The organism is Cellulomonas humilata (assembly GCF_030814415.1).
In the GTDB taxonomy this organism is placed as follows: Bacteria; Actinomycetota; Actinomycetes; order Actinomycetales; family Cellulomonadaceae; genus Cellulomonas; species Cellulomonas humilata_A.
Genome location: NZ_JAUSVB010000001.1, coordinates 1,262,828 through 1,282,181 on the forward strand (window position 1 = coordinate 1,262,828; position 19,354 = coordinate 1,282,181).

General features: G+C 73.9%; 22 protein-coding genes. 17 read left to right on the top strand and 5 right to left on the bottom strand.

The genetic code is table 11. The annotated features are described in order from the left end of the window. The first annotated feature begins 60 nt into the window (after nucleotides 1–60). From J2X26_RS05980 to J2X26_RS06000, 5 genes are read left to right on the top strand one after another with little or no spacing between them, the layout of a single operon-like run. Nucleotides 61–780, top strand: a complete 720-nt coding sequence (locus tag J2X26_RS05980; protein WP_307490620.1) for a DUF4129 domain-containing protein — start codon at nucleotides 61–63, stop codon at nucleotides 778–780. Beyond that, the gene (locus tag J2X26_RS05985; protein WP_307490621.1) at nucleotides 777–1,265 is read left to right on the top strand and encodes a hypothetical protein; all 489 of its coding nucleotides are present in this window, start codon (nucleotides 777–779) and stop codon (nucleotides 1,263–1,265) included. Before J2X26_RS05980 ends, J2X26_RS05985 begins: the two co-directional genes overlap by 4 nt. Further along, nucleotides 1,258–2,238, top strand: a complete 981-nt coding sequence (locus tag J2X26_RS05990) for an AAA family ATPase (RefSeq protein WP_307490623.1) — start codon at nucleotides 1,258–1,260, stop codon at nucleotides 2,236–2,238. The genes J2X26_RS05985 and J2X26_RS05990 overlap by 8 nt, the downstream gene beginning before the upstream one ends. After that, nucleotides 2,235–3,506: a DUF58 domain-containing protein gene (locus J2X26_RS05995; RefSeq protein ID WP_307490624.1), complete on the top strand. Its 1,272-nt coding sequence runs from the start codon at nucleotides 2,235–2,237 to the stop codon at nucleotides 3,504–3,506. Before J2X26_RS05990 ends, J2X26_RS05995 begins: the two co-directional genes overlap by 4 nt. After that, nucleotides 3,503–4,015, top strand: a complete 513-nt coding sequence (locus tag J2X26_RS06000; RefSeq protein WP_307490625.1) for a hypothetical protein — start codon at nucleotides 3,503–3,505, stop codon at nucleotides 4,013–4,015. The genes J2X26_RS05995 and J2X26_RS06000 overlap by 4 nt, the downstream gene beginning before the upstream one ends. On the opposite strand, the gene J2X26_RS06005 is transcribed toward J2X26_RS06000, so the two are convergent. After that, nucleotides 4,012–4,968, bottom strand: coding sequence for an EamA family transporter (locus J2X26_RS06005; protein ID WP_307490626.1), 957 nt, complete (start codon nucleotides 4,966–4,968; stop codon nucleotides 4,012–4,014). The genes J2X26_RS06000 and J2X26_RS06005 overlap by 4 nt on opposite strands. Before the next feature lie 89 nt (nucleotides 4,969–5,057). Here J2X26_RS06005 and J2X26_RS06010 point away from each other — a divergent pair, with 89 nt between their 5' ends. Beyond that, nucleotides 5,058–5,288: a hypothetical protein gene (locus tag J2X26_RS06010; RefSeq protein WP_307490627.1), complete on the top strand. Its 231-nt coding sequence runs from the start codon at nucleotides 5,058–5,060 to the stop codon at nucleotides 5,286–5,288. Next, nucleotides 5,285–6,766 carry a thioesterase domain-containing protein gene (locus tag J2X26_RS06015; RefSeq protein ID WP_307490629.1) on the top strand — a complete coding sequence of 494 codons (1,482 nt, stop codon included), beginning with the start codon at nucleotides 5,285–5,287 and terminating at the stop codon, nucleotides 6,764–6,766. Before J2X26_RS06010 ends, J2X26_RS06015 begins: the two co-directional genes overlap by 4 nt. Here J2X26_RS06015 and J2X26_RS06020 read toward each other — a convergent pair. Next, a complete protein-coding gene (locus J2X26_RS06020) occupies nucleotides 6,756–7,166 on the bottom strand; it encodes a phage holin family protein (protein ID WP_307490631.1) in 411 nt (136 codons plus the stop codon). The genes J2X26_RS06015 and J2X26_RS06020 overlap by 11 nt on opposite strands. A 145-nt stretch (nucleotides 7,167–7,311) precedes the next feature. Here J2X26_RS06020 and hisC point away from each other — a divergent pair, with 145 nt between their 5' ends. The 9 genes from hisC (at nucleotide 7,312) to J2X26_RS06065 (ending at nucleotide 15,752) form a co-directional block, all read left to right on the top strand. Beyond that, complete coding sequence (hisC, locus tag J2X26_RS06025) at nucleotides 7,312–8,379, top strand: histidinol-phosphate transaminase (protein WP_307490633.1); 1,068 nt, start codon at nucleotides 7,312–7,314, stop codon at nucleotides 8,377–8,379. A 156-nt stretch (nucleotides 8,380–8,535) separates the two neighbouring features. Then, nucleotides 8,536–9,681 (top strand): pyruvate dehydrogenase (acetyl-transferring) E1 component subunit alpha, encoded by a 1,146-nt coding sequence (gene pdhA / locus J2X26_RS06030; RefSeq protein WP_307490635.1) that lies wholly within the window; start codon nucleotides 8,536–8,538, stop codon nucleotides 9,679–9,681. Then, nucleotides 9,678–10,664 (top strand): alpha-ketoacid dehydrogenase subunit beta, encoded by a 987-nt coding sequence (locus tag J2X26_RS06035; RefSeq protein WP_307490637.1) that lies wholly within the window; start codon nucleotides 9,678–9,680, stop codon nucleotides 10,662–10,664. The genes pdhA and J2X26_RS06035 overlap by 4 nt, the downstream gene beginning before the upstream one ends. 10 nt (nucleotides 10,665–10,674) lie before the next feature. Then, on the top strand, nucleotides 10,675–12,204 hold the full coding sequence (locus J2X26_RS06040) for a dihydrolipoamide acetyltransferase family protein (protein WP_307490639.1): 1,530 nt from the start codon (nucleotides 10,675–10,677) through the stop codon (nucleotides 12,202–12,204). 29 nt (nucleotides 12,205–12,233) lie between these two features. Continuing rightward, the gene (locus J2X26_RS06045) at nucleotides 12,234–12,869 is read left to right on the top strand and encodes a hypothetical protein (RefSeq protein WP_307490641.1); all 636 of its coding nucleotides are present in this window, start codon (nucleotides 12,234–12,236) and stop codon (nucleotides 12,867–12,869) included. Nucleotides 12,870–12,953: 84 nt separating this feature from the next. Further along, nucleotides 12,954–13,505 (top strand): hypothetical protein, encoded by a 552-nt coding sequence (locus J2X26_RS06050; RefSeq protein ID WP_307490643.1) that lies wholly within the window; start codon nucleotides 12,954–12,956, stop codon nucleotides 13,503–13,505. Nucleotides 13,506–13,543: 38 nt separating this feature from the next. After that, the gene (locus tag J2X26_RS06055; protein WP_307490645.1) at nucleotides 13,544–14,563 is read left to right on the top strand and encodes an amidoligase family protein; all 1,020 of its coding nucleotides are present in this window, start codon (nucleotides 13,544–13,546) and stop codon (nucleotides 14,561–14,563) included. Then, on the top strand, nucleotides 14,560–15,108 hold the full coding sequence (locus tag J2X26_RS06060) for a SigE family RNA polymerase sigma factor (RefSeq protein WP_307490646.1): 549 nt from the start codon (nucleotides 14,560–14,562) through the stop codon (nucleotides 15,106–15,108). Before J2X26_RS06055 ends, J2X26_RS06060 begins: the two co-directional genes overlap by 4 nt. Continuing rightward, nucleotides 15,105–15,752: a hypothetical protein gene (locus tag J2X26_RS06065; protein ID WP_307490648.1), complete on the top strand. Its 648-nt coding sequence runs from the start codon at nucleotides 15,105–15,107 to the stop codon at nucleotides 15,750–15,752. The genes J2X26_RS06060 and J2X26_RS06065 overlap by 4 nt, the downstream gene beginning before the upstream one ends. On the opposite strand, the gene J2X26_RS06070 is transcribed toward J2X26_RS06065, so the two are convergent. The 3 genes from J2X26_RS06070 to J2X26_RS06080 all read right to left on the bottom strand — a co-directional run bounded on the left by J2X26_RS06070 (nucleotide 15,749) and on the right by J2X26_RS06080 (nucleotide 18,497). Next, nucleotides 15,749–16,165: a hypothetical protein gene (locus tag J2X26_RS06070; protein ID WP_307490649.1), complete on the bottom strand. Its 417-nt coding sequence runs from the start codon at nucleotides 16,163–16,165 to the stop codon at nucleotides 15,749–15,751. The genes J2X26_RS06065 and J2X26_RS06070 overlap by 4 nt on opposite strands. 3 nt (nucleotides 16,166–16,168) lie before the next feature. After that, the gene (locus J2X26_RS06075) at nucleotides 16,169–16,630 is read right to left on the bottom strand and encodes a ubiquinol-cytochrome c reductase iron-sulfur subunit (RefSeq protein WP_307490650.1); all 462 of its coding nucleotides are present in this window, start codon (nucleotides 16,628–16,630) and stop codon (nucleotides 16,169–16,171) included. Nucleotides 16,631–16,694: 64 nt separating this feature from the next. Continuing rightward, nucleotides 16,695–18,497, bottom strand: coding sequence for an MDR family MFS transporter (locus J2X26_RS06080; RefSeq protein ID WP_307490652.1), 1,803 nt, complete (start codon nucleotides 18,495–18,497; stop codon nucleotides 16,695–16,697). A gap of 166 nt (nucleotides 18,498–18,663) precedes the next feature. Between J2X26_RS06080 and J2X26_RS06085 the strand changes: the two genes are divergently transcribed. Next, entirely contained in the window at nucleotides 18,664–19,305 is a 642-nt protein-coding gene (locus tag J2X26_RS06085) for a hypothetical protein (RefSeq protein ID WP_307490654.1), read from the top strand. Nucleotides 19,306–19,354: the final 49 nt, after the last annotated feature.

Here is a 19,354-nt window from a genome sequence, read left to right on the forward strand (position 1 = left end):
CCGGTCAGTAGCCTGTGCGCACCGGCGCACACCGTCGGTGCCCCGACGACGAGGAGCCCCGTGGCGACCCAGGCGCGCAGGCCCGGCACGGTGCTGCTGGTCGGTGCGTTCGTCGTCGTCGCGGTGATCGGGTCCGCGCTGGCGGGGCCGTTCCGGCTGGTGCAGCGGATCGCGGACGACGGCCCGTTCGTCATCCCGACGTTCGCCCCGCCGACGACCACCGGTACCGCCATACCCGTCGAGCAGGCGCTCGACGGCGAGCGGGTGTCGATGGAGACCCAGAGGTGGATCTACCTCGTCGCCCTCTTCGTCGCCGGTCTGCTGCTGGCAGTCGCACTCGGCCTGCTGGTCCGCTGGATCCGGCGGCTGCTCGACCAGCGGGCGCCGTACGTCGTCGACGCGGCCGCCCCGGACGTCGAGCTCGGCGGGGACGTCCAGGACGGCGCCACGCCGGCGCTGCGCGAGGGTGTCCGGCGGGCGGCGCAGGTGCTCGAGGACGAGGTGCCGCCCGGCGACGCGGTGATCGCGGCCTGGGTGGCGCTGGAGGCGTCGGCGGAGCGCACCGGGCTGGTGCGGGACCGGGCGCAGACGGCGACGGAGTTCACGGTCGAGGTCCTCGACGCGACGCGGGCGGACCCCGGGGCGACGCGCGCCCTGCTGGAGCTGTACCTGGCGGCGAGATACTCCGAGCATGTCCTCACGCCCCGTGACGTCGACCAGGCCCGGACGAGCCTCGCGGCGATCGCCGACGGGCTGACCCGACGGTCGGAGGACGCATGAAGTGGGACTGGCGACCGCCCGTGGGGTTCCTCGTCGCCGCCGTCGCGTGCCTGGCGGGCGGGCTCACCGTGGTGTCGGCCGGGCTCGTCGGCCTGCTCGTCGCGGCGGCCGTGCTGCTGCTCACGCGGCTGGACGGTGCACCCGATCCGGGCTGGGACCGCAGGCACTACGACCGGCGGCACGGTGCCCGCGGCGACGTGCAGGACCTCGCGTGGGCGATGGTCGGACGGGACGGGCGGGTCGGTGAGCGCGTCCTGCGGCAGCTGCGCGACGTGGCGCGGAGCAGGCTCGCGCGGCACGGGCGCTCGCTGGACGACCCCGACATCGAGCAGGTCCTCGGTGCCCGCGCCCACCACACCGTGACCCGCACCCGCTCGCCCCTGCCGAGCGTCGCCGACCTGCGGCACACCTTGGACGTGCTCGACCGCCTCGGACCCGAGCGAGAGACCCCGACCCACGACCCCGGGAGCCCAAGCCATGACTGAGCAGCCCATCACCCTGACCGTCGCGCAGGTCGCCGACCGCGGGAGCGCCGTGCTCGACGAGGTCGCGACCCTCGTCGTCGGCATGCGGGAACCGCTCAAGGTCGCGCTCGCAGCCGTCCTCGGCGGCGGGCACGTGCTGTTCGAGGACGTGCCCGGACTGGGCAAGACGCTGGCCGCCCGGAGCCTGGCGACCGCGCTGGGGCTCGCGTTCCGGCGGGTGCAGTGCACGCCGGACCTGCTGCCGTCGGACATCACCGGGTCGAGCGTCTTCGACCCGGCGACGGCGTCGTTCGCGTTCCGCCCCGGTCCCGTCTTCGCGGGGCTCCTCCTCGCCGACGAGATCAACCGGACCGCCCCGAAGACCCAGTCGGCACTGCTCGAGGCGATGGCCGAGCGGCAGGTCACCGTCGACGGCGAGACCTACCAGCTGCCCGACCCGTTCCACGTGGTCGCCACGTCCAACCCCGTCGAGTACGAGGGCACCTACCCGCTGCCGGAGGCGCAGCTCGACCGGTTCATGGTCCGCGTCGCGGTCGGCTACCCCGAGCGCGACGCCGAGGTCGACGTGCTGGCGCGGCGGCTCGCCCGGCGCCAGGAGATGGGGTCGGTGCGGACCGTCGTCGACGCCGCCACCCTGCGCGCGATGCAGGCGGGGGTCGAGGCCGTCACTGTCGACACCGACATCCTGCGGTACTGCGTCGACCTCGCGGCGGCCACCCGCGCGCACGACGCGGTCGAGGTGGGTGCCTCGCCGCGCGGGTCGCAGGCGCTGGTGCTCGTCGCGCGGTCGCTCGCGGTGCTGTCCGGACGGGACTTCGTGACGCCCGAGGACGTCAAGGCGGTGGCCGTGCCCGCCCTGGCCCACCGGCTCTCGCTCACCCCGCAGGCGTGGGCGACGGGCGCGGCACCGCAGGGCGTCGTCGCCGACGTGCTGGCGCGGGTCCCGGGTCCGACGACGGCGCGACGCCTATGACCTGGGTGCGCTCGCGCGCGTCGGTCGCCGGGGTGGTCGCCGCCCTGACGCTCGTGGTGGTGGGGGCGCTGCTCGGGCGCCCGGACGTCGCGGTGCTCGGCGCGGCGCCCCTCATCGCCGGGGTCCGGGACTGGCGCCGGCGGCCGTCCGTGGACCCGACCGTGCGGCTCGGGGCGTCGGACCAGCCACCGGCCGCGGGGACGCTGCGCGCCGACGTCGTGGTCGAGTCCCCCGCGCCCGTGCTGCTCGGGGTCCGTCGCGGTGCCCGGGTGCTGCTCGAGGCGTGGGTGCGCGTCGACGGCACCCGGCACCTCCCGCTGGTCGTGCACACCGTCCGCACCGGGCCGCAGGAGGTCGCCCTCGTCGACGTGCAAGGTGTCGGGCCAGGTGCCGCGAGCGTGTCCGAACCCAGCCCGTCGGCCGTCCGCTCCGCCCTGGTGCTGCCCGCCCCGCGTCCGCTCGGCGACCTGCCGCTGCCCCCGCGGCTGCGCGGGCTGACCGGCGCCCACGAGTCCCGACGGCCCGGCGAGGGCGGCGGCCTCCGGGACGTGCACCCGTACGCGCCCGGCGACCGCCTGCGACGGATCGACTGGCGCGTGACCGCGCGACGGGCCCCTGACCTGCACGAGCTCTACGTCCGGCGCGAGCACGCGCTCGCCGAGGCGGTCGTCGTGCTCGTCGTCGACTCCCGTGACGACGTCGGCCCCGACCCGATGACCTGGCGCGGGTCGATCCCGCCCCAGGCCCAGGAGCCCACCTCGCTCGACCTGGCCCGGCAGGCGGCCACGTCGGCGGCGCAGGGCTTCCTCGACCTCGGCGACCGGGTGGGGCTCGACGACCTGGGCGCCGTGCGGCGACCGCTCCCGCCCGGTGGGGGCCGACGACAGCTCGACCGCATCCGGCACGCCCTCGCCCTCACGCGGCCCGAGGGCGACCCGCTGCGCCGCCTGCGTGCCCCGCAGATCCCGTCGGGCGCCCTGGTGATGCTCTTCTCGACGTTCCTCGACGACGAGGCCGCCCTCGTCGCGTCCGTGTGGCGTCGCGCCGGTCACCGCGTGGTCGCGGTCGACGTGCTGCCGACCCTGCGGGAGCGTCACCTCGGGGACCGGGAGCGGCTCGCGATGCGGATGATCCGGATGTCCCGCGAGGACCGGCTGGCCGAGCTGGCGGACCTCGACATCGAGCTGGTGACGTGGCGGGACTCGCCGCACGTGGCGCTCGCGTCGCTGGCGCGGCGGGCGCAGCGCAGGGCGGGGGCGGCGCGATGAGCGAGGTGACCGTCGCCCTGGTCCGGCCGCTGCCGGCCTGGCTCCTGCGCGGGGTGGCCGCGCTGCTCGGTGCGACGACCCTCCTGGTCGCGTTCGCCGGGGAGCGGCCCCACCCGCTGCTCGTCGCAGGGCTCGTCGCCCTGGTCGTCGCCACCGTGGTGATCCCGGGCCTCGGCCTGGCCGCGCTCGTCGTCCTCGCCGCCGCGACGGGGGTGGTTGCCGGCGGCCCGCCCGCGCTCGGCGTCGTGATGCTCCTCGTCCTGCTGGTGCACCTGACGCTCTGGACGGGCGCGCTCGCGGCGCGGACGTCGTGGCGGACGCAGGTCGAGCTCGGTGTCGTGCTGGGCGGGCTGCGGGACGTCGCGACCGTGCAGGTCGGAGCCCAGGTCCTGGCGGTGGTCGCGACGGTGCTCGGCGGGGTGGCGCTGGGGGACGGCGACCTCTGGCGCGCGCTCGCGCTCGTGGCGGCGATGGGCGCGTCGGCGCTGCTGCTGCCGCGGCCGTCCTAGGTGGCGACGGTGTCCGGCAGCATCGCGCGATCGCGGCCGCTCCGGGCCGTCTCGGCCAGGACCACGCCACCGATGACGACCGCGCCGCCCACCAGCTGCACCGGCGTCATCGACTCGCCCAGCACCACCCACGCGGTCGCCGACGCCGCCACCGGCTCCACCATCCCGAGCAGCCCCGCCCGGGCCGCCCCGACCCGCTGGATGCCGACCAGGAACAGCAGGTAGGGCGCGACGGTGCCCAGCAGGATGATCCAGACGACGAAGACCCACATCGGCGGGTCGAGAGCGGTTCCGGGAACCGGGACGTCGGTGCCGAGGGTGCTCGTCGGGAAGGTCCACAGCGGTTGCAGGACCACCCAGAACAGGGCCGCGAAGCCGAGCGACCACGCGTGGGTGGTCAGCGGGTCACGAGTGGTGAGCAGGCGGTCGCCCAGCAGGTAGTACGTGGCGAGCGCGACGGACGCACCGACGGCGGCGAGCAGGCCGATGGCGTCGAGCGTGACGTCGTCGCCCACCTGCGCGACCAGCGTGAGCCCCGCCAGGCAGGCGGCCAGCGCCCACCAGACCCGCCCGAGCACCTGCTCCCGGAACACGAACCGCGCCCACAGCGCCACGATCAGCGGCGCCGTGTACTCGATCAGGAGGGCCAGGCCGACGGGCAGCCGGCTGATGGCGACCAGGTAGAACCACTGCACCAGCGCCACGCCGACGACGCCGAGCAGGGCCAGGACGGCGACCTCCCGCCGGCTCGTCGGCCGGAGCTTGGCGGGGGACACGACGAGCGCGGCGGTGACCAGCACGACCGCCGACCCGAGGCAGCGGAGCTCGACCAGCCGCGTGGGGCCCAGACCCGCGTCCATCGCCAGCTTGGCCACCGTGCCGTTGACGGCGAACAGGAGCGAACCGGCGACCACGGCGAGCACGCCGAGCGCGGACGAGGTGGGCCGTGGCACCGCGCGAGCGTAACGACCGAGCCGCCCACAGCCCCGCATCCTCCACCGGTGTCCGACGGCCGGCGCGCGCTTCCTCGTAGCGTCCCCGCATGCCTCCCGACGACGCTCTGCCCCTGGTCCTGCGAGCGCTGGACGACGTCGAGAGCGCGGCCCGGTCGCTGCGTGGCGCCGCGGCGATGTCGTGGTCGTCCGAGGCCGCAGACCGGTTCCGCACCGCGCTCGACGAGGCGGACGGCCGTGTGCACGGGGTGCGGATCGCGGTCGAGCGGACCGTGCAGCCCGTCGCCGCGGCGGACGTCGGGACGCGGGGCGGCCTGTGAGTGGGTACCGCGTCGTCGGCGGTCCTGGGCCGACTGTCGCCGACCTGGAGGAGCTCGCGTACACGTGCCGGCTGCTCGAGGGCGCCGCTGCCCGGCTCGACACCGCGTCCTGGGCACTGATGCGTGCGTCGCAGGCGTGCGACCCGCTGAGCCCGGCAGGGATCGAGGCGCGACGGGTCCTGGTCGCCGCGTGCGCGGGGCCGAGGTCGCCGTGGCGGGCCGCTGACCGTCTGCGCGACCTGGCGGCGGCGCTGCGACAGACGATCGAGCTGTACACGGAGGCCGAGTCGCTGGCGCACCGGGCGCTGCGTACCGGGGTCGTCGTGGTGGCGAGCGAGCTCGGGGAGCGGCCGCTCCTGGCGGGGACCCTCGCGGCAGCCGCTGCGGGCGCCGTGACCGCGCTGGCGGGCGGCGTCGTACTCGGCAGCGTCGTGCGGTCGGCGGTGTTCCGGCGGCCGGACCCCTTCCTCCCCCTCATCGAGCACGCCGGCGGTCGCCTCGTGGGGTGGCTGCCGGGTGCCCTCACCGCCGGCGATCGTGTGGAGCTCGAGATGCTTGCGCTCGGCTCGTTCGTGCGTTCGTCCGCGCGCGGACGGCAGATCCCGACCCTGCGGCCGGTCTCCGAGGGCGCCGGCATCCTGTTCGGACTCGTGCCGCCGGCCGGGCCCACGGCCCTGCTCCTGCGCGCGAACCCGCCCCAGCTACCAGCTCCCCGAAACGTGGCGGCGGTCCTCGACAACGTGGCCCGCAGCTACGACCGCGAGCCCACGCCGTTGCGCCCGGGGACGCCCGAGGGAGTCATCTCCGTGCAGGAGCTCGAGCACCCCGACGGCACACGGGCGTGGGTGATCGAGATCCCCGGGACGGAGGACTGGGGCCTCAATGACGTCAACACGATGGACCTGACGACCAACGGCCGTCTCCTGGCAGGGCTGGCCGACGACATGACCGACGCGGTGCTCGACGCCATGCGGGTGGCCGGGATCGGGCCCGACGAGCCCGTCCTGCTGGCCGGCCACAGCCAGGGCGGGATGGTCGCCATGTCGGTTGCTGCGGCCGTTGTCGGGGCGTACTCGGTGCGAGCCGTCGTGACGGCCGGTGCGCCGGACGTCCCCGGGCGGGTGCCGGCAGGGCTGCAGGTGCGTCACTACCGGCACACCGAGGATGTCGTCCCGCAGCTGGACGGCGTCCCGAACCAGACCAGCGCGAACGTCACCGTGGTCACCCGGGATCTTGCGGCCAGCGGCGGGCCGACGACCCCGACCCTCGTCGAGGCGCACGAGGTGCGCCGCTACGTCGAGACCGCTGCCGAGGCCGACCGGGAGCTCGCGGGGAGCCCGGGCGTGCGGGCGTTCGACGCCGCCGCCCAGGAGGTGCTCGGGCCGGAGGGCACGACCGCCCGCACACGCCAGTTCCAGGTGACGCGCGACCCGGCCGTCGTCGCGGCGCAGGTGCCGACGATCAGGCCTAGTAGCTGATCTCGGTGGACGACGAGCTCTGCACGCGCGGACCGGGGATCAGGACCGAGAGGACCAGGCTGACGATCGAGATGATGATGGCGCCCCAGCACGCGACACCGAAGTTGTCGATCCGCAGACCCCAGCTGGTCGCCTCGGTGATCCAGGCGGTCAGCATGAGCATGAGGGCGTTCACGATGATGGTGAACAGGCCGAGCGTGAGGATGTACAGCGGGATCGAGATGAACGCGACGATCGGCTTGACGATGGCGTTGACCAGCCCGAACACCAGCGCGATGAGCAGGATGATCGCGAGCGTCTCCCAGTTGCTGTCGCCGCCGACGATCGACAGGCCGGGCAGGATCAGCGTCGCGAACCAGATGGCGACGCCGTTGATGAGCACGCGGACGAGGAAGGCCATGCGCCGATCCTGCCATCGGTCGCGCGGGTCGGTCAGCGGCGCGCTGCCGGATTCGCCCACCCCGGAGCGACGCGGCCGCGAGGTGACCTGTGATCCTCGGGGCCCCGGTCGGCGCGCCCGCGACGGGCGATGGCATGCTGAGCCCGTGACTCGCGTCCCCTTGCGTCCGGCCCTGGCAGACCTGCCGCCCTACGTCCCAGGGGCTCGCGTCCCGGTCGGCGCCGCGGCGTTCAAGCTGTCGTCCAACGAGAACCCGTACCCGCCCCTGCCGTCGGTGGTGCTGGCCATCTCCGACGCGGCCGAGGACGTCAACCGGTACCCGGACATGTACGCGACGGAGCTGGTCGGGGCCATCGCGGCGTCGCTCGGCGTCACGCCCGAGAACATCGTGGCCGGGTGCGGCTCGGTCGCGGTGCTGGGGCACGTGCTCACCGCGGTGTGCCAGCCGGACGACGAGGTCGTGGTGCCGTGGCGCTCGTTCGAGGCGTACCCGATCGCGGTGACGCTGGCCGGCGCCCGGGGCGTGCACGTGCCGGTCGGCGACGACGGTCGGCTGGACCTGGAGGCGATGGCCGCGGCGATCACCCCGCGGACCAGGGCCGTGCTGGTGTGCACCCCGAACAACCCCACCGGACCCGCGGTGCACGCCGACGAGCTGGCCACGTTCCTGGCGGCAGTCCCGAAGGACGTGCTCGTCGTGCTCGACGAGGCCTACGTCGAGTTCGTCCGCGACCCGCAGGCGCCGGATGGTCTGGCCGTGTTCGCGGACCACCCGAACGTGGTGCTGCTGCGCACGTTCTCCAAGGCGTTCGGCCTGGCCGGTCTCCGGGTGGGCTACGCGGTCGCGCGTCCTCGCCTCGCGGCGGGGATCCGGGCGGCGTCCACGCCGTTCGGCGTCTCCCACGTCGGCCAGCTCGCCGCCCTCGCGTCGCTGCGCGCGACCGCCGAGCTCATGACCAGGGTCGACGCGATCGTCACCGAGCGCTCGCGCCTCCTGGCCGGGCTCCGGCAGCAGGGCTGGACCGTCCCGGACAGCCAGGCCAACTTCGTCTGGCTGGCGCTCGGCGACCACTCGACGGCGTTCGCCGAGCGTTCCGGGCGCGCCGGCGTGCTCGTCCGGCCGTTCCAGGGAGACGGCGTCCGGGTGAGCGTCGGTGAGCCCGAGGCGACCGATCTGCTGCTCGAGATCACCGCGGAGTGGCTCGCTCGCTGACGGTCCGGGGGGAGGTGTGGACACTCCACAAGGGTGTTCGCCGAGGCTTGTGCGGGTCCTTCTCGCGCAACCTACGGTGCCGTAGCCTACGCTGTCGTAGGTTTCGAGCATCACCCCGGCGCGGCCCCCCGCCGCTGCACCGCGAAGGAGAACCGCGTGGTCCCGAACGGCCCCCAGACCGACGACGGCCTCGTGCAGCTGCTGACCCCCACAGGCCAGCGCACCGCACACCCCGACTACGACCCGCGCATCGCCCACCTCGGCGCCGACGGGCTGCGTGCGCTCTACCGCGACATGGTGCTCGTCCGACGGTTCGACAACGAGGCGACGTCGCTGCAGCGCCAGGGCGAGCTGGCCCTCTACGCGCAGTGCCTCGGCCAGGAGGCCGCGCAGATCGGCTCCGGCCGCGCGCTGGCCCCGCAGGACCAGGTGTTCCCCAGCTACCGCGAGCACGGGGTCGCGTACACGCGCGGCGTGGACCTGGCGGACGTGCTGCGGCTGTTCCGCGGCATCGACCACGGCGGCTGGGACCCGACGGCGTACGGGTTCCACCTGTACACGCTGGTCATCGGCTCGCACACGCTGCACGCCACGGGCTACGCCATGGGGCTGCAGCGCGACGGCGCGGTCGGCACGGGCGACCCGGCGCGGGACTCGGCCGTCGTCACGTACTTCGGCGACGGGTCCACCTCGCAGGGTGACGTCAACGAGGCGCTCGTGTTCGCCGCGGTGAACAACGCCCCGGTCGTCTTCTTCTGCCAGAACAACCAGTGGGCAATCTCGGAGCCCACCAGCCGGCAGTCCCGCGTCCCGCTGGCCGACCGCGGCCTCGGCTTCGGCATCCCGAGCGTGCGGGTGGACGGCAACGACGTCCTGGCCACCTACGCGGTGACGGCGGAGGCGCTCGAGCGGGCGCGCTCGGGCGGGGGCCCGACGTTCATCGAGGCGTTCACGTTCCGGATGGGGGCGCACACCACCTCCGACGACCCGAGCCGCTACCGCTCGGCCGCCGAGGAGGAGTACTGGCGTCAGCGCGACCCGATCGACCGGCTGCGGCTGTACCTGGAGGACTGCGGCGAGCTGCCGCAGGACTACGTCGACGCCCTGGCTGCCGAGGGCGACGCGCTCGGCGAGCGCATCCGGACCGCGGTGCGCGCCATGGGCCGCCCGTCGGCCGCGTCGATGTTCGAGCACGTGTACGCGACGCCGCACTCGGTCGTGGAGTCCGAGCGCCAGTGGTTCGAGTCCTACGAAGCGTCCTTCCTCGATGCCGGGCAGAGCCGTGAGGGGAGCCACCGATGACCACCATCACGTTCGCCAAGGCGATCAACCACGGGCTGCGCAAGGCGCTCGAGCAGAGCCCCAAGGTGCTCCTCATGGGGGAGGACATCGGGGCGCTCGGCGGGGTCTTCCGCGTGACCGACGGGCTGCAGAAGGACTTCGGCCAGGAGCGCGTCGTCGACACCCCGCTCGCCGAGTCGGGCATCGTCGGGACCGCGATCGGGCTGGCGATGCGCGGCTACCGGCCCGTGTGCGAGATCCAGTTCGACGGGTTCATCTTCCCGGCGTTCGACCAGATCACGACGCAGCTGGCCAAGATGCACTACCGGTCGAAGGGGCGCCTGAACCTCCCCGTCGTCATCCGCGTGCCGTACGGCGGCGGGATCGGCGCGGTCGAGCACCACAGCGAGTCGCCCGAGGCGCTGTTCGCGCACACGGCCGGCCTGCGGGTGATCAGCCCGTCCAGCCCCGCCGAGGCGTTCACGATGATCCAGCAGGCGATCGCCTCCCCGGACCCGGTGCTCTTCTTCGAGCCCAAGGGTCGCTACTGGGAGAAGGGCGACGTCGACCTGGACGCCGCGGTGGACGCCCCGCACCCCGCGCTGGACACCGCGAAGGTCCTCCGCGCCGGCACCGACCTGACGCTCGTCGCGTACGGGCCCACGGTGCAGACCGCGCTCAAGGCCGCCGAGACGGCCGCCGCCGAGGGCACCAGCATCGAGGTCGTCGACCTGCGGACCCTGTCGCCGCTCGACACCGCCACGGTCGCGGCTTCGGTCCAGCGGACCGGTCGCTGCGTCGTCGTGCACGAGGCCCCCGTCCTCTACGGCACGGGCGCCGAGGTGGCCGCACGCATCACCGAGGACTGCTTCTTCCACCTGGAGGCACCCGTCCTGCGCGTGGGCGGCTTCCACACCCCGTACCCGGTGGCCAAGATCGAGCACGACTACCTGCCCGGGCTCGACCGCGTCCTCGACGCCGTCGACCGCTCGCTGGCCTTCTGAGGAGACCGTCGTGCCGACCTTCCAGCAGTTCCCGCTCCCGGACGCGGGCGAAGGCCTGACCGAGGCCGAGATCGTCGCCTGGCACGTCGCCGTCGGCGACACCGTCGAGGTGAACCAGACGATCGTCGAGATCGAGACCGCGAAGTCGCTGGTGGACCTGCCGAGCCCGTGGTCGGGCGTCGTGACGCGTCTCATGGTGGAGCCCGGCCAAACCGTCGACGTCGGGACGCCGATCATCGAGGTCGACACCGACCCGGACGGCGCCGCACCGGCCGACGAGGAGCCGCCCGCCGTCACCGCGGCGGCCGTGCAGCCGTCCGGCGGCGCGGTCGAGCACGGGCACCGTGGCGGAGGGGACCGGCACGCGGGCGTGGAGCCCGGGGGTTCCGACGAGATCGCAGCGGCCCGCGCAGACCGCGCGGTCGCGCCGCAGCCAGAACCTGCTGCGCGGGAGGCGGTGCTCGTCGGCTACGGGCTCGCCGAGCCCGCCACCGGCCGCCGTGGCCGGACCGCGGACGGCTCACCGGCCGCCGTGACCCCGTCGGCACCCGTCGCCGTCACCACACCGTCGGCACCAGCTGCCGTCGCCACGCCGTCGGCACTCGCCGCCACCTCCTCGCAGCGCGAGGCCACCCGGCACGCGCTCGCCAAGCCCCCGGTCCGCAAGCTGGCCCGCGAGCTGGGTGTGGACCTGGACTCCATCTCGCCCACGGGCCCCGGCGGCATCGTCACACGCGAGGACGTGCTGGGCCGCGCGGCGCAGGCGGAGGCGCGCACCCTGGCCACCTACCCCGGCGACGACGCCCCCTGGCTGGCCAGCGGCACGGTCTCCTCCGACGGCCGCCAGACGCGCGTGCCCGTGAAGTCGGTGCGCAAGCGGACCGCGGAGGCCATGGTCACCAGCGCGTTCACGGCCCCGCACGTCACGGTCTTCCACACGGTCGACGTCACCAAGACCATGAAGCTGGTCGAGCGACTGCGGGCCGACCGCGAGTTCTCCGACGTCCGCGTCACGCCCCTGCTCATCGCTGCCAAGGCCCTCATGCTCGCCGTGCGCCGGCACCCGGAGATCAACGGGAGCTGGGACGAGGCGACGCAGGAGATCGTCTACAAGCACTACATCAACCTCGGGATCGCGGCGGCGACCCCCCGCGGGCTCGTCGTGCCGAACATGAAGGACGCGCACCGCCTGAACCTCAAGGACCTGGCGAGCGCGCTCGCGGACCTGACGGCGACCGCGCGGGCCGGCAAGACGTCGCCCACGGACATGTCCGACGGCACCATCACGATCACCAACGTCGGCGTCTTCGGCATCGACACGGGCACCCCGATCATCAACCCCGGGGAGGCGGCGATCCTGGCGTTCGGCGCCATCCGGGAGCAGCCGTGGGTGCACAAGGGCAAGATCCGGATCCGGCACGTCACGCAGCTGGCGCTGAGCTTCGACCACCGCCTGGTGGACGGGGCGCTGGGCTCGCAGGTGCTCGCGGACGTCGCGCGCGTCCTGCACGACCCCTCGCACGGCCTCGTCTGGGGCTGAGCCGCGCGTCGCCGTGTGACACTCGCCCGATGATCCGGACCCTCACCGAGCACGACGACCTCGAGCTCGAACGGGTCGGCTACGAGCGCGGGGACGTCCTGCGTCCGGGCACGGGCAGGCCGGACGCGCACCGCTACCGGGTCGAGGTGGCCAACCCGCTGGTGCTGGACGGCCTGGTCCTGCTGGAGGAGGACGCCGGCGCGTACCGGTTCCTGGACACCAACCGCGTCCCGCTGACCGTGCGCGACCTGCGCCGGTTCCGGGTCCTGGTCAAGGTGTCCGAGGCGAGCCCGGCCGCCCGCGAAGCGACCGGCATCGCGTCGCAGCCGTCGTCGCCGGACCTCGCCGACCTGCGCGACGACGCCCTCGACAACGGCCTGCTGGACGGGGTCGACTTCGCGATCGGCGCGACCACCGCGGTGGAGGCCATCACGTTCGACGAGGGTTTCACCGTCGGCTACCGCGACGCCGGCACCACCAGCACCCTGTTCGCGTCGCGGTCGTTCGCGCAGGCGCGTGCGGTGTTCCTCGACGAGGCGTGCTGGCTCGGTGCCGAGCGGGGGCGCGGGCCGTACGTCGGTCGTGACCAGGCCGTCGGCACGGAGGAGTGGACCGTGGCCATGGTGGTGGCGGCGTACGAACGGCGGCTTCTCGAAGGCCCGTAGGAACTCTGCTCCCGGACTGCACACCTGGGCGTCGAGCCGCGTTCTAGGTGGGTACGCACATCCGCACGCAGCTCGGAGGCCCTCATGGACGTCACCACCACGAACCACAGTCCCACCCGCCGCCTCGTGGCCATCGGAGTCGTCGCGGCTGGTCTGTGCGTCGCCGGCACGGGGATCGCGGCCGCGGCGGCGCCGACCTCGGCCCTGTCCCGGTCGGTCACGGAGATCCTGCAGTCCGCGGGCGTCGACTGGTCGACGATGCCCGAGGGGTACACGCCGGAGCAGTACGAGGCGTTCTGGGGGGCCGGGTACACGCCCGAGAACGTCGAGGAGCTCGGCGCGCTGTGGAACCTGGAGGCCACCGAGACGAAGGCGCGCGCGGGCCAGCTGATCCTCGACGGGCAGCCGGTGCCGGTGCCCGCCGGGGGCAGCACGCCGACCGAGCCCGCCGTGGTGCTCACGGACGAGCAGTTCGAGGCGTTCTGGAACGCCGGGTACACCGCCGAGGACATCGAGGCGATCGGCGCGATCTGGCACAGCGAGTTCGTCGAGACCAAGGCGCGTGTCGGCCAGATGATCCTGGACGGGCAGACTCCTCCCGTGCCGCCCAGCGGGACGCCCGCCGGCCAGTCCTGAGCCCGTCGCCCGGCACGACCCTGCGTGAGGAGAACGACGTGGACGAGCTGTCGCTGCGGACCGGGTTCGAGATCGAGCTGCTGGCACCCGCGGGATCGGACCGGCAGGTGCTGGCCGACGAGCTCGCCGCGCGCCGGGGCGTTCAGGTGCGGCGGTCCTTCCACACCGACTCCGAGCCGTCGGTCGTGCCGGGCGTCGGCGTCTTCCGGCACCTGTCACCGGCGTTCGACGTGGTCGACGCCGACGGGCGCCCGGTGGCGCGGCTGGTCGACGACATCACCATCGAGGCCGACCTGCCGCTCCGGGGCCCGGGGCGGCAAGGGTGGTACCGGGTCCTGTGCGACGACGCCCGGCTGCTGCGGCTGGTCGAGCGGCACGCCGACCCCGACGCCCCGCTGAGCACCGTGCTCGACCCGGTCGCCGAGCTGTTCGGGGTGCGCGCCGAGGTCGTCGGCCGCGCGGTCCGGGTGGACGACGCCCGCGGCGCCACCGTCGCCGTGGCGATGCCGCTGCCGGCGGGGCGGGAGCGCCCGTGCGAGATCATCACGCCGCCGATCGAGACCGACCACGCGGCGGCGCTCGAGCGGCTGCTGGTCCCGGCGCGCGAGCTCGGTTTCACGGTCCCGCAGGAGGCCGCGGTGCACCTGCACGTCGACGGGGCACCGTTCCGCCGGCCGGAGGCCTTCGCCAACGCCGTCCGGCTGTTCGGGCACTGGCGGCACCAGCTGTGGGCGGCGCTGGACACCAACCCCGCGTGCCGCCGGCTGGCTCCGCTGCCCGACGCGCTGCTGGACCTCGTCGAGACGAGCGACGACGCGCGGGCACAGGCCACCGGCCTCACCAAGTACGCCGACGTCAACCTCACCCAGCTCGTCACCGCGACGCCCCTGCGCGACACGCTCGAGGTGCGGATCCTGCCGGGCGCGATCGACGGCCCGAGCATCGTGCGGCGAGCGGCACTGGTCGAGGCGCTGCTCGCCCGCTGCCTCGACCCGAGCCCGCTGCCGCGCCCGGACGAGGGCGCGACGCTGGACGACCTTCTCGGGGTCCGTCGGTGATCGCCGGGACGGACAGCGCGGCGATCCCGGTGGTCGACCCGGAGCCGGTCCTGGACGACCTGGTCCGTGTCCACCTCGCCGGGCTGCTGCGGTACGCGACGGTCCTGACGGGCGACGGGCACACCGCCGCCGACCTGGTCCAGGAGGTGCTCCTGCGGGCGCACGTGCGCTGGACCCGGATCTCCCTCATGCAGCGGCCCGACCTGTACCTGCGCCGGATGGTCACCAACGAGCACCTCTCGTGGCGTCGCCGCTGGCACGTGCGGACCATCCGGCCCGCGACCGACGAGACCCTCGCCGCCCACGCGGAGGCGCACGGCGACCACGCCCACGGGGTCGTCGAGGAGGACGCGATGTGGAGGCACCTCGAAGCGCTGCCCCCGCGACAACGGACCGTGCTGGTCCTGCGGTACTACGAGGGCCTCAGCGACGCGGAGATCTCCGAGGTCCTGGGCACCTCCCCGGCCACCGTCCGGTCCCACGCCAGCCGAGCGCTGGCCACCCTGCGCGACACCGACCTCTCGACCCCACCGGAGCAGCGATGAGCACGAACCCGCACGACGACGAGCTGATCGCCCGGATCAGCCGCGCCCTGCACTCGCGCGAGGCCGACCAGCCCGACGCCGCCGTCGTCGCGGCCCGGCTCCAGGCCGCCCTCGACCACCCGCCGGAGGCGACGGTCACCACGCTGGTGCGCCGGGGCGGCAAGGCGGTCGCCGCCGGTGCGGTCATCTCGGCGCTGGCTGTCGCCGGTGCCGGCGCTGCCGCGGCGGCCAACCCCTACTCCGGCGTCGCCCGGGTGGTCGAGGACGTCGCGCAGTCCGTGGGTCTCGAGTGGTCGGCGATGCCCGACGGGTACACGCGGGAGCAGTACGAGGCGTTCTGGGGATCGGGCTACACCGTCGAGGACATGGAGGCGCTCGCGGACCTGTGGCACCTCGACGCGACCGCGACCAAGGCACAGGCCGGGCAGCTGCTCCTCGACGGGCAGACGCCCCCGATCGCGCCCGGCGACGCCGCTGCGCAGCCGGCGGACGTCGACCAGGCGCTGGTCGACGCGTTCTGGGCGGCCGGCTACACCAGCGAGGACGTCGCGACGCTCGGGGAGCTGTGGCACACCGAACCGTTCGAGACCAAGGCCAAGGCAGGACAGCTGCTCCTCGACGGGCAGACGCTGCCCCTGGACTAGGCGACCGGTGCTGGTGTCGGTGCCGGGACGCGGCGCTCCACGAGGATCGCCGCGACGCCCAGCACGATCGCGCCGATCTCCGAGATCGCCGACAGCCACACCGGGATGCCCACCCACTGCTCGTGCACCCCGAAGAACCCGCCGGGCGTGGTCGAGATGATGAACGCCGTCAGGGTCGCGACGCCGAACCCGATCGCGCCCAGCAACGGCAGCCAGTGCCGCCAGACGAGCACGAGGACGCCGAGGACCAGGCCCCCGACGCCGTTGAGCAGGAACGCGGGGCCGACGACGTCGAGCGTGTTCATGCCGCTGGCCCACAGGTCGAGGTGGACGACGGCGGAGAGCATGACGCACGCGGACAGGAGTGCTCGCAGGACGTCGGACGTCGCCTGCGTACCGGTGTGCCAGCTCATGGCTCAAGCCTTCCCGGCGAGCACGGCGCCGTTGCTGACGTGCACGTCGACCTCCGGCAGCGGCGACGGTGCCGGCCCGGACACGTTGGCGCCGGTCAGGTCGTACACCGAGCCGTGGCACGGGCACACCAGCTCGTCGCCGTCGGGCGCGACCGTGCAGCTCTGGTGCGTGCAGACGGCCGACAGGGCGACCACCGTTCCCGCCTCGGGCTGGAGCAGGATGATCGGCTTCCCGTCGGCGTCCTTCGCGGAGAGAGCACCGCCCACCGGGATGTCGGACACCTGCGCGAGCGCGCCGCCGCTCGCCGCGGCACCCCCGCCGGACGGGGCGTCCGAGCCGCCGCACGCGGCCAGCACGCCCGCAGCGGCGACGCCCATCGTCACCAGACCGGCCCGGACGAGCACCTCTCGCCGGTCCAGGCATCCGTCGCAGGTGTGGGGGGTGCTCTGTGCTGTCGCGGACATCGGGACCTCCGGGTCGGACCTGGTGGGGCTGACACCTGTGTCACGGTGCAGAGCCCGTCGAGGTTCACCCGGGTGCGGCACCAGTTCCAGGGTGCCCGCTCGAGGTGGTCGACGTCGCGCCCGCCGCGCGGCCCACGGCAGCCTCGTCGGCGACCACGGCGGTGACAGCGCCGACCGCCGTGACTCCCGCGGCAGACGCAGCGGCGTCGTCGTCGAACCGCCCCTGGATGCCCGACACGTTGCGCAGCGGCAGCTCGGGGAGCATGACCGTGAGGATCACGCCGAACACCATGATGAAGGCGGCCAGCAGCAGCACGGTGTCCACCGACTGCGCGAAGCCGTCGAGGAACGGCTGCGCGAGCCGCGGGTCGAGGGCGTTGATGAACGACGAGTCGTCCAGCGACGGCACCGCGCCGCCGCCGCCGCCCTGCAGCATCCCCAGGACGGGCGCGTTCGCGGGGTCGGCCACGACGGCCGGGTCGGCGACCGCCGCCTGGAACTCCGGCGTCTGGGACGCGGTCCGGAACGCGGCCGCGATGTTGGGGCCGACCGTCGAGAACAGGACCGACAGGAACACGGCGGTCCCCAGGGTGCCGCCCATCTGCCGGAAGAACAGCGACGACGAGGTCGCGACGCCCATGTCCCGCACCTGCACGGCGTTCTGCACGGCCAGCACCAGCGGCTGCATCGTGAAGCCCAGGCCGAGCCCGAAAAGGATCGACACGGCGAACACGAACGGCAGCGTGGTGCCCGCCTCGAGGCGGGAGAAGAACAGGGCGCCGAGGCCCATCAGGACGGTGCCGATGACGGGGAAGGCCTTGTAGCGGCCGGTCCGCGAGGTCGTCTGGCCCGCGACGATGGAGCCCGTCATGATGCCGAGCGTGAACGGGATGAGGGTCAGACCCGCCTCGGTGGGGGACTGGCCCTTGACGATCTGCAGGTACAGCGGCAGCGTCGCCAGACCGCCGAACATGCCGAGGCCGATCACGGTGTTGGCGGCGGCGCCCACCGAGAACGTGCGGTTGCGGAACAGGTAGAGCGGCAGGATGGCGTCGGCCTTGGCGTACCGCTCGGCCAGGATGAACGCCGCGACACCGAGCACGCCGGTGACGTAGCAGGCCATCGACCGCGGGGAGTCCCAGCCCCAGATCCGGCCCTGTTCGGCGACCACCAGCAGCGGCACCAGCGCGACGACGAGCGCCAACGCACCCGGGTAGTCGATCTTGTGGTCGACCCGCTTCAGCGGCGGCAGGTGCAGCACGCGCGCGACGACGATGATCGCGAGGATCCCGATGGGCACGTTGATGAGGAAGACCCAGCGCCAGCCCGTGATCCCGAGGATGGTCTCCGCCCCCGCGAAGAACCCGCCGACCACGGGACCGAGCACCGACGCCGTGCCGAACACCGCGAGGAAGTAGCCCTGGTAGCGGGCGCGCTCCCGGGGGGCGACGAGGTCACCGAGGATCGTGATCGCGAGCGCCATCAGGCCACCGGCGCCGAGGCCCTGGACGCCGCGGTAGACCGCCAGCTGGTACATGGAGTCGGCCGTGCCCGACAGCAGCGAGCCCACCACGAAGATCGAGATCGAGATCAGGTACAGCGGCTTGCGGCCGTAGATGTCGGAGAGCTTGCCGTACAGCGGCGTCGAGATCGTCGCGGTCAGCAGGTACGCGGTGGTGACCCACGCCTGCAGGGACAGACCGTGCAGGTCGTCGCCGATGGTCCGGATGGACGTCGCGACGATGGTCTGGTCGAGCGCCGCGAGGAACATGCCGAGCATCAGGCCGCCGAGGATCGTGAGGATCTCACGGTGCGTCGGGGGCACGAACGTCTGCCGTTCGGGGGCGGCGGTGTGCTGTGAGGACATGAGACCTTCTCGGCCGGGAATGATTGCGCAGGACAACTAACGTGCCGCAACAACCGTGCACCCGCGATGTGTTCCCCGCCACAGCTCTCTCGCCCGGCGCGCGCGCAGCGGATAAACGCTTCAGCGGGGCGGACGCCGATCGGCCGTCACGGCTACGGTGTCGGGCATGCCCACGCCCGCGACCGGCCCGCTGCGCCTCGCGCGCGGTGCCGCGGTGGCCGTCGTGACGGTCGCGCTCGCGGCCCTCGCGCACGTGCTCGCCGGTGGGTCGCTCCCGCCGTTCGTGGTCGTCGTCAGCCTGACCGCGCTCGTGCTGGCCGCCGCCGTGGTGCTCACCGGCCGCCGGCTCGGGCCGGTCGGGGCGGTCGCGCTGCTCGGCGCCGGGCAGCTCGCGGTGCACTCGTCGTTCAGCCTGTTCACGTCGATGGCCTGCATGCCGGCGCCGACCGACCAGGCCGCCCTCTTCGGGCACCAGCACCACCCCGGCATGGTCATGCAGTCGCAGGCGGCCTGCACCGCGGTCGACCCCCTCGCGCAGCCGGTGCTCGGTGAGTCCGCGATGCTCGTGCTGCACGTCGTCGCGACGGTCGTCGCCGCGCTCGTGCTCGTCGGCGCCGACCGTGCGCTGTGGTGGCTCGCGGCGTGGCTGCGTCCCCTCGTCGGCGGCCCCGCACCCGTCGTCGTCGTCCCCCGTCCCTCGCTGCCGACGCCGGCCGAGGTCCCCTGGTCCGGGCACGCCTGGTGGCGTGACGTCGTCCCCCTGCGCGGTCCACCCGCGTGGCAGTCGCCCACGGTCCCCCCGCGCTGATCCCAGCGGTCGGGGGGCTCGTGCGTGCGCCCGCCCTCGACCACCGCGA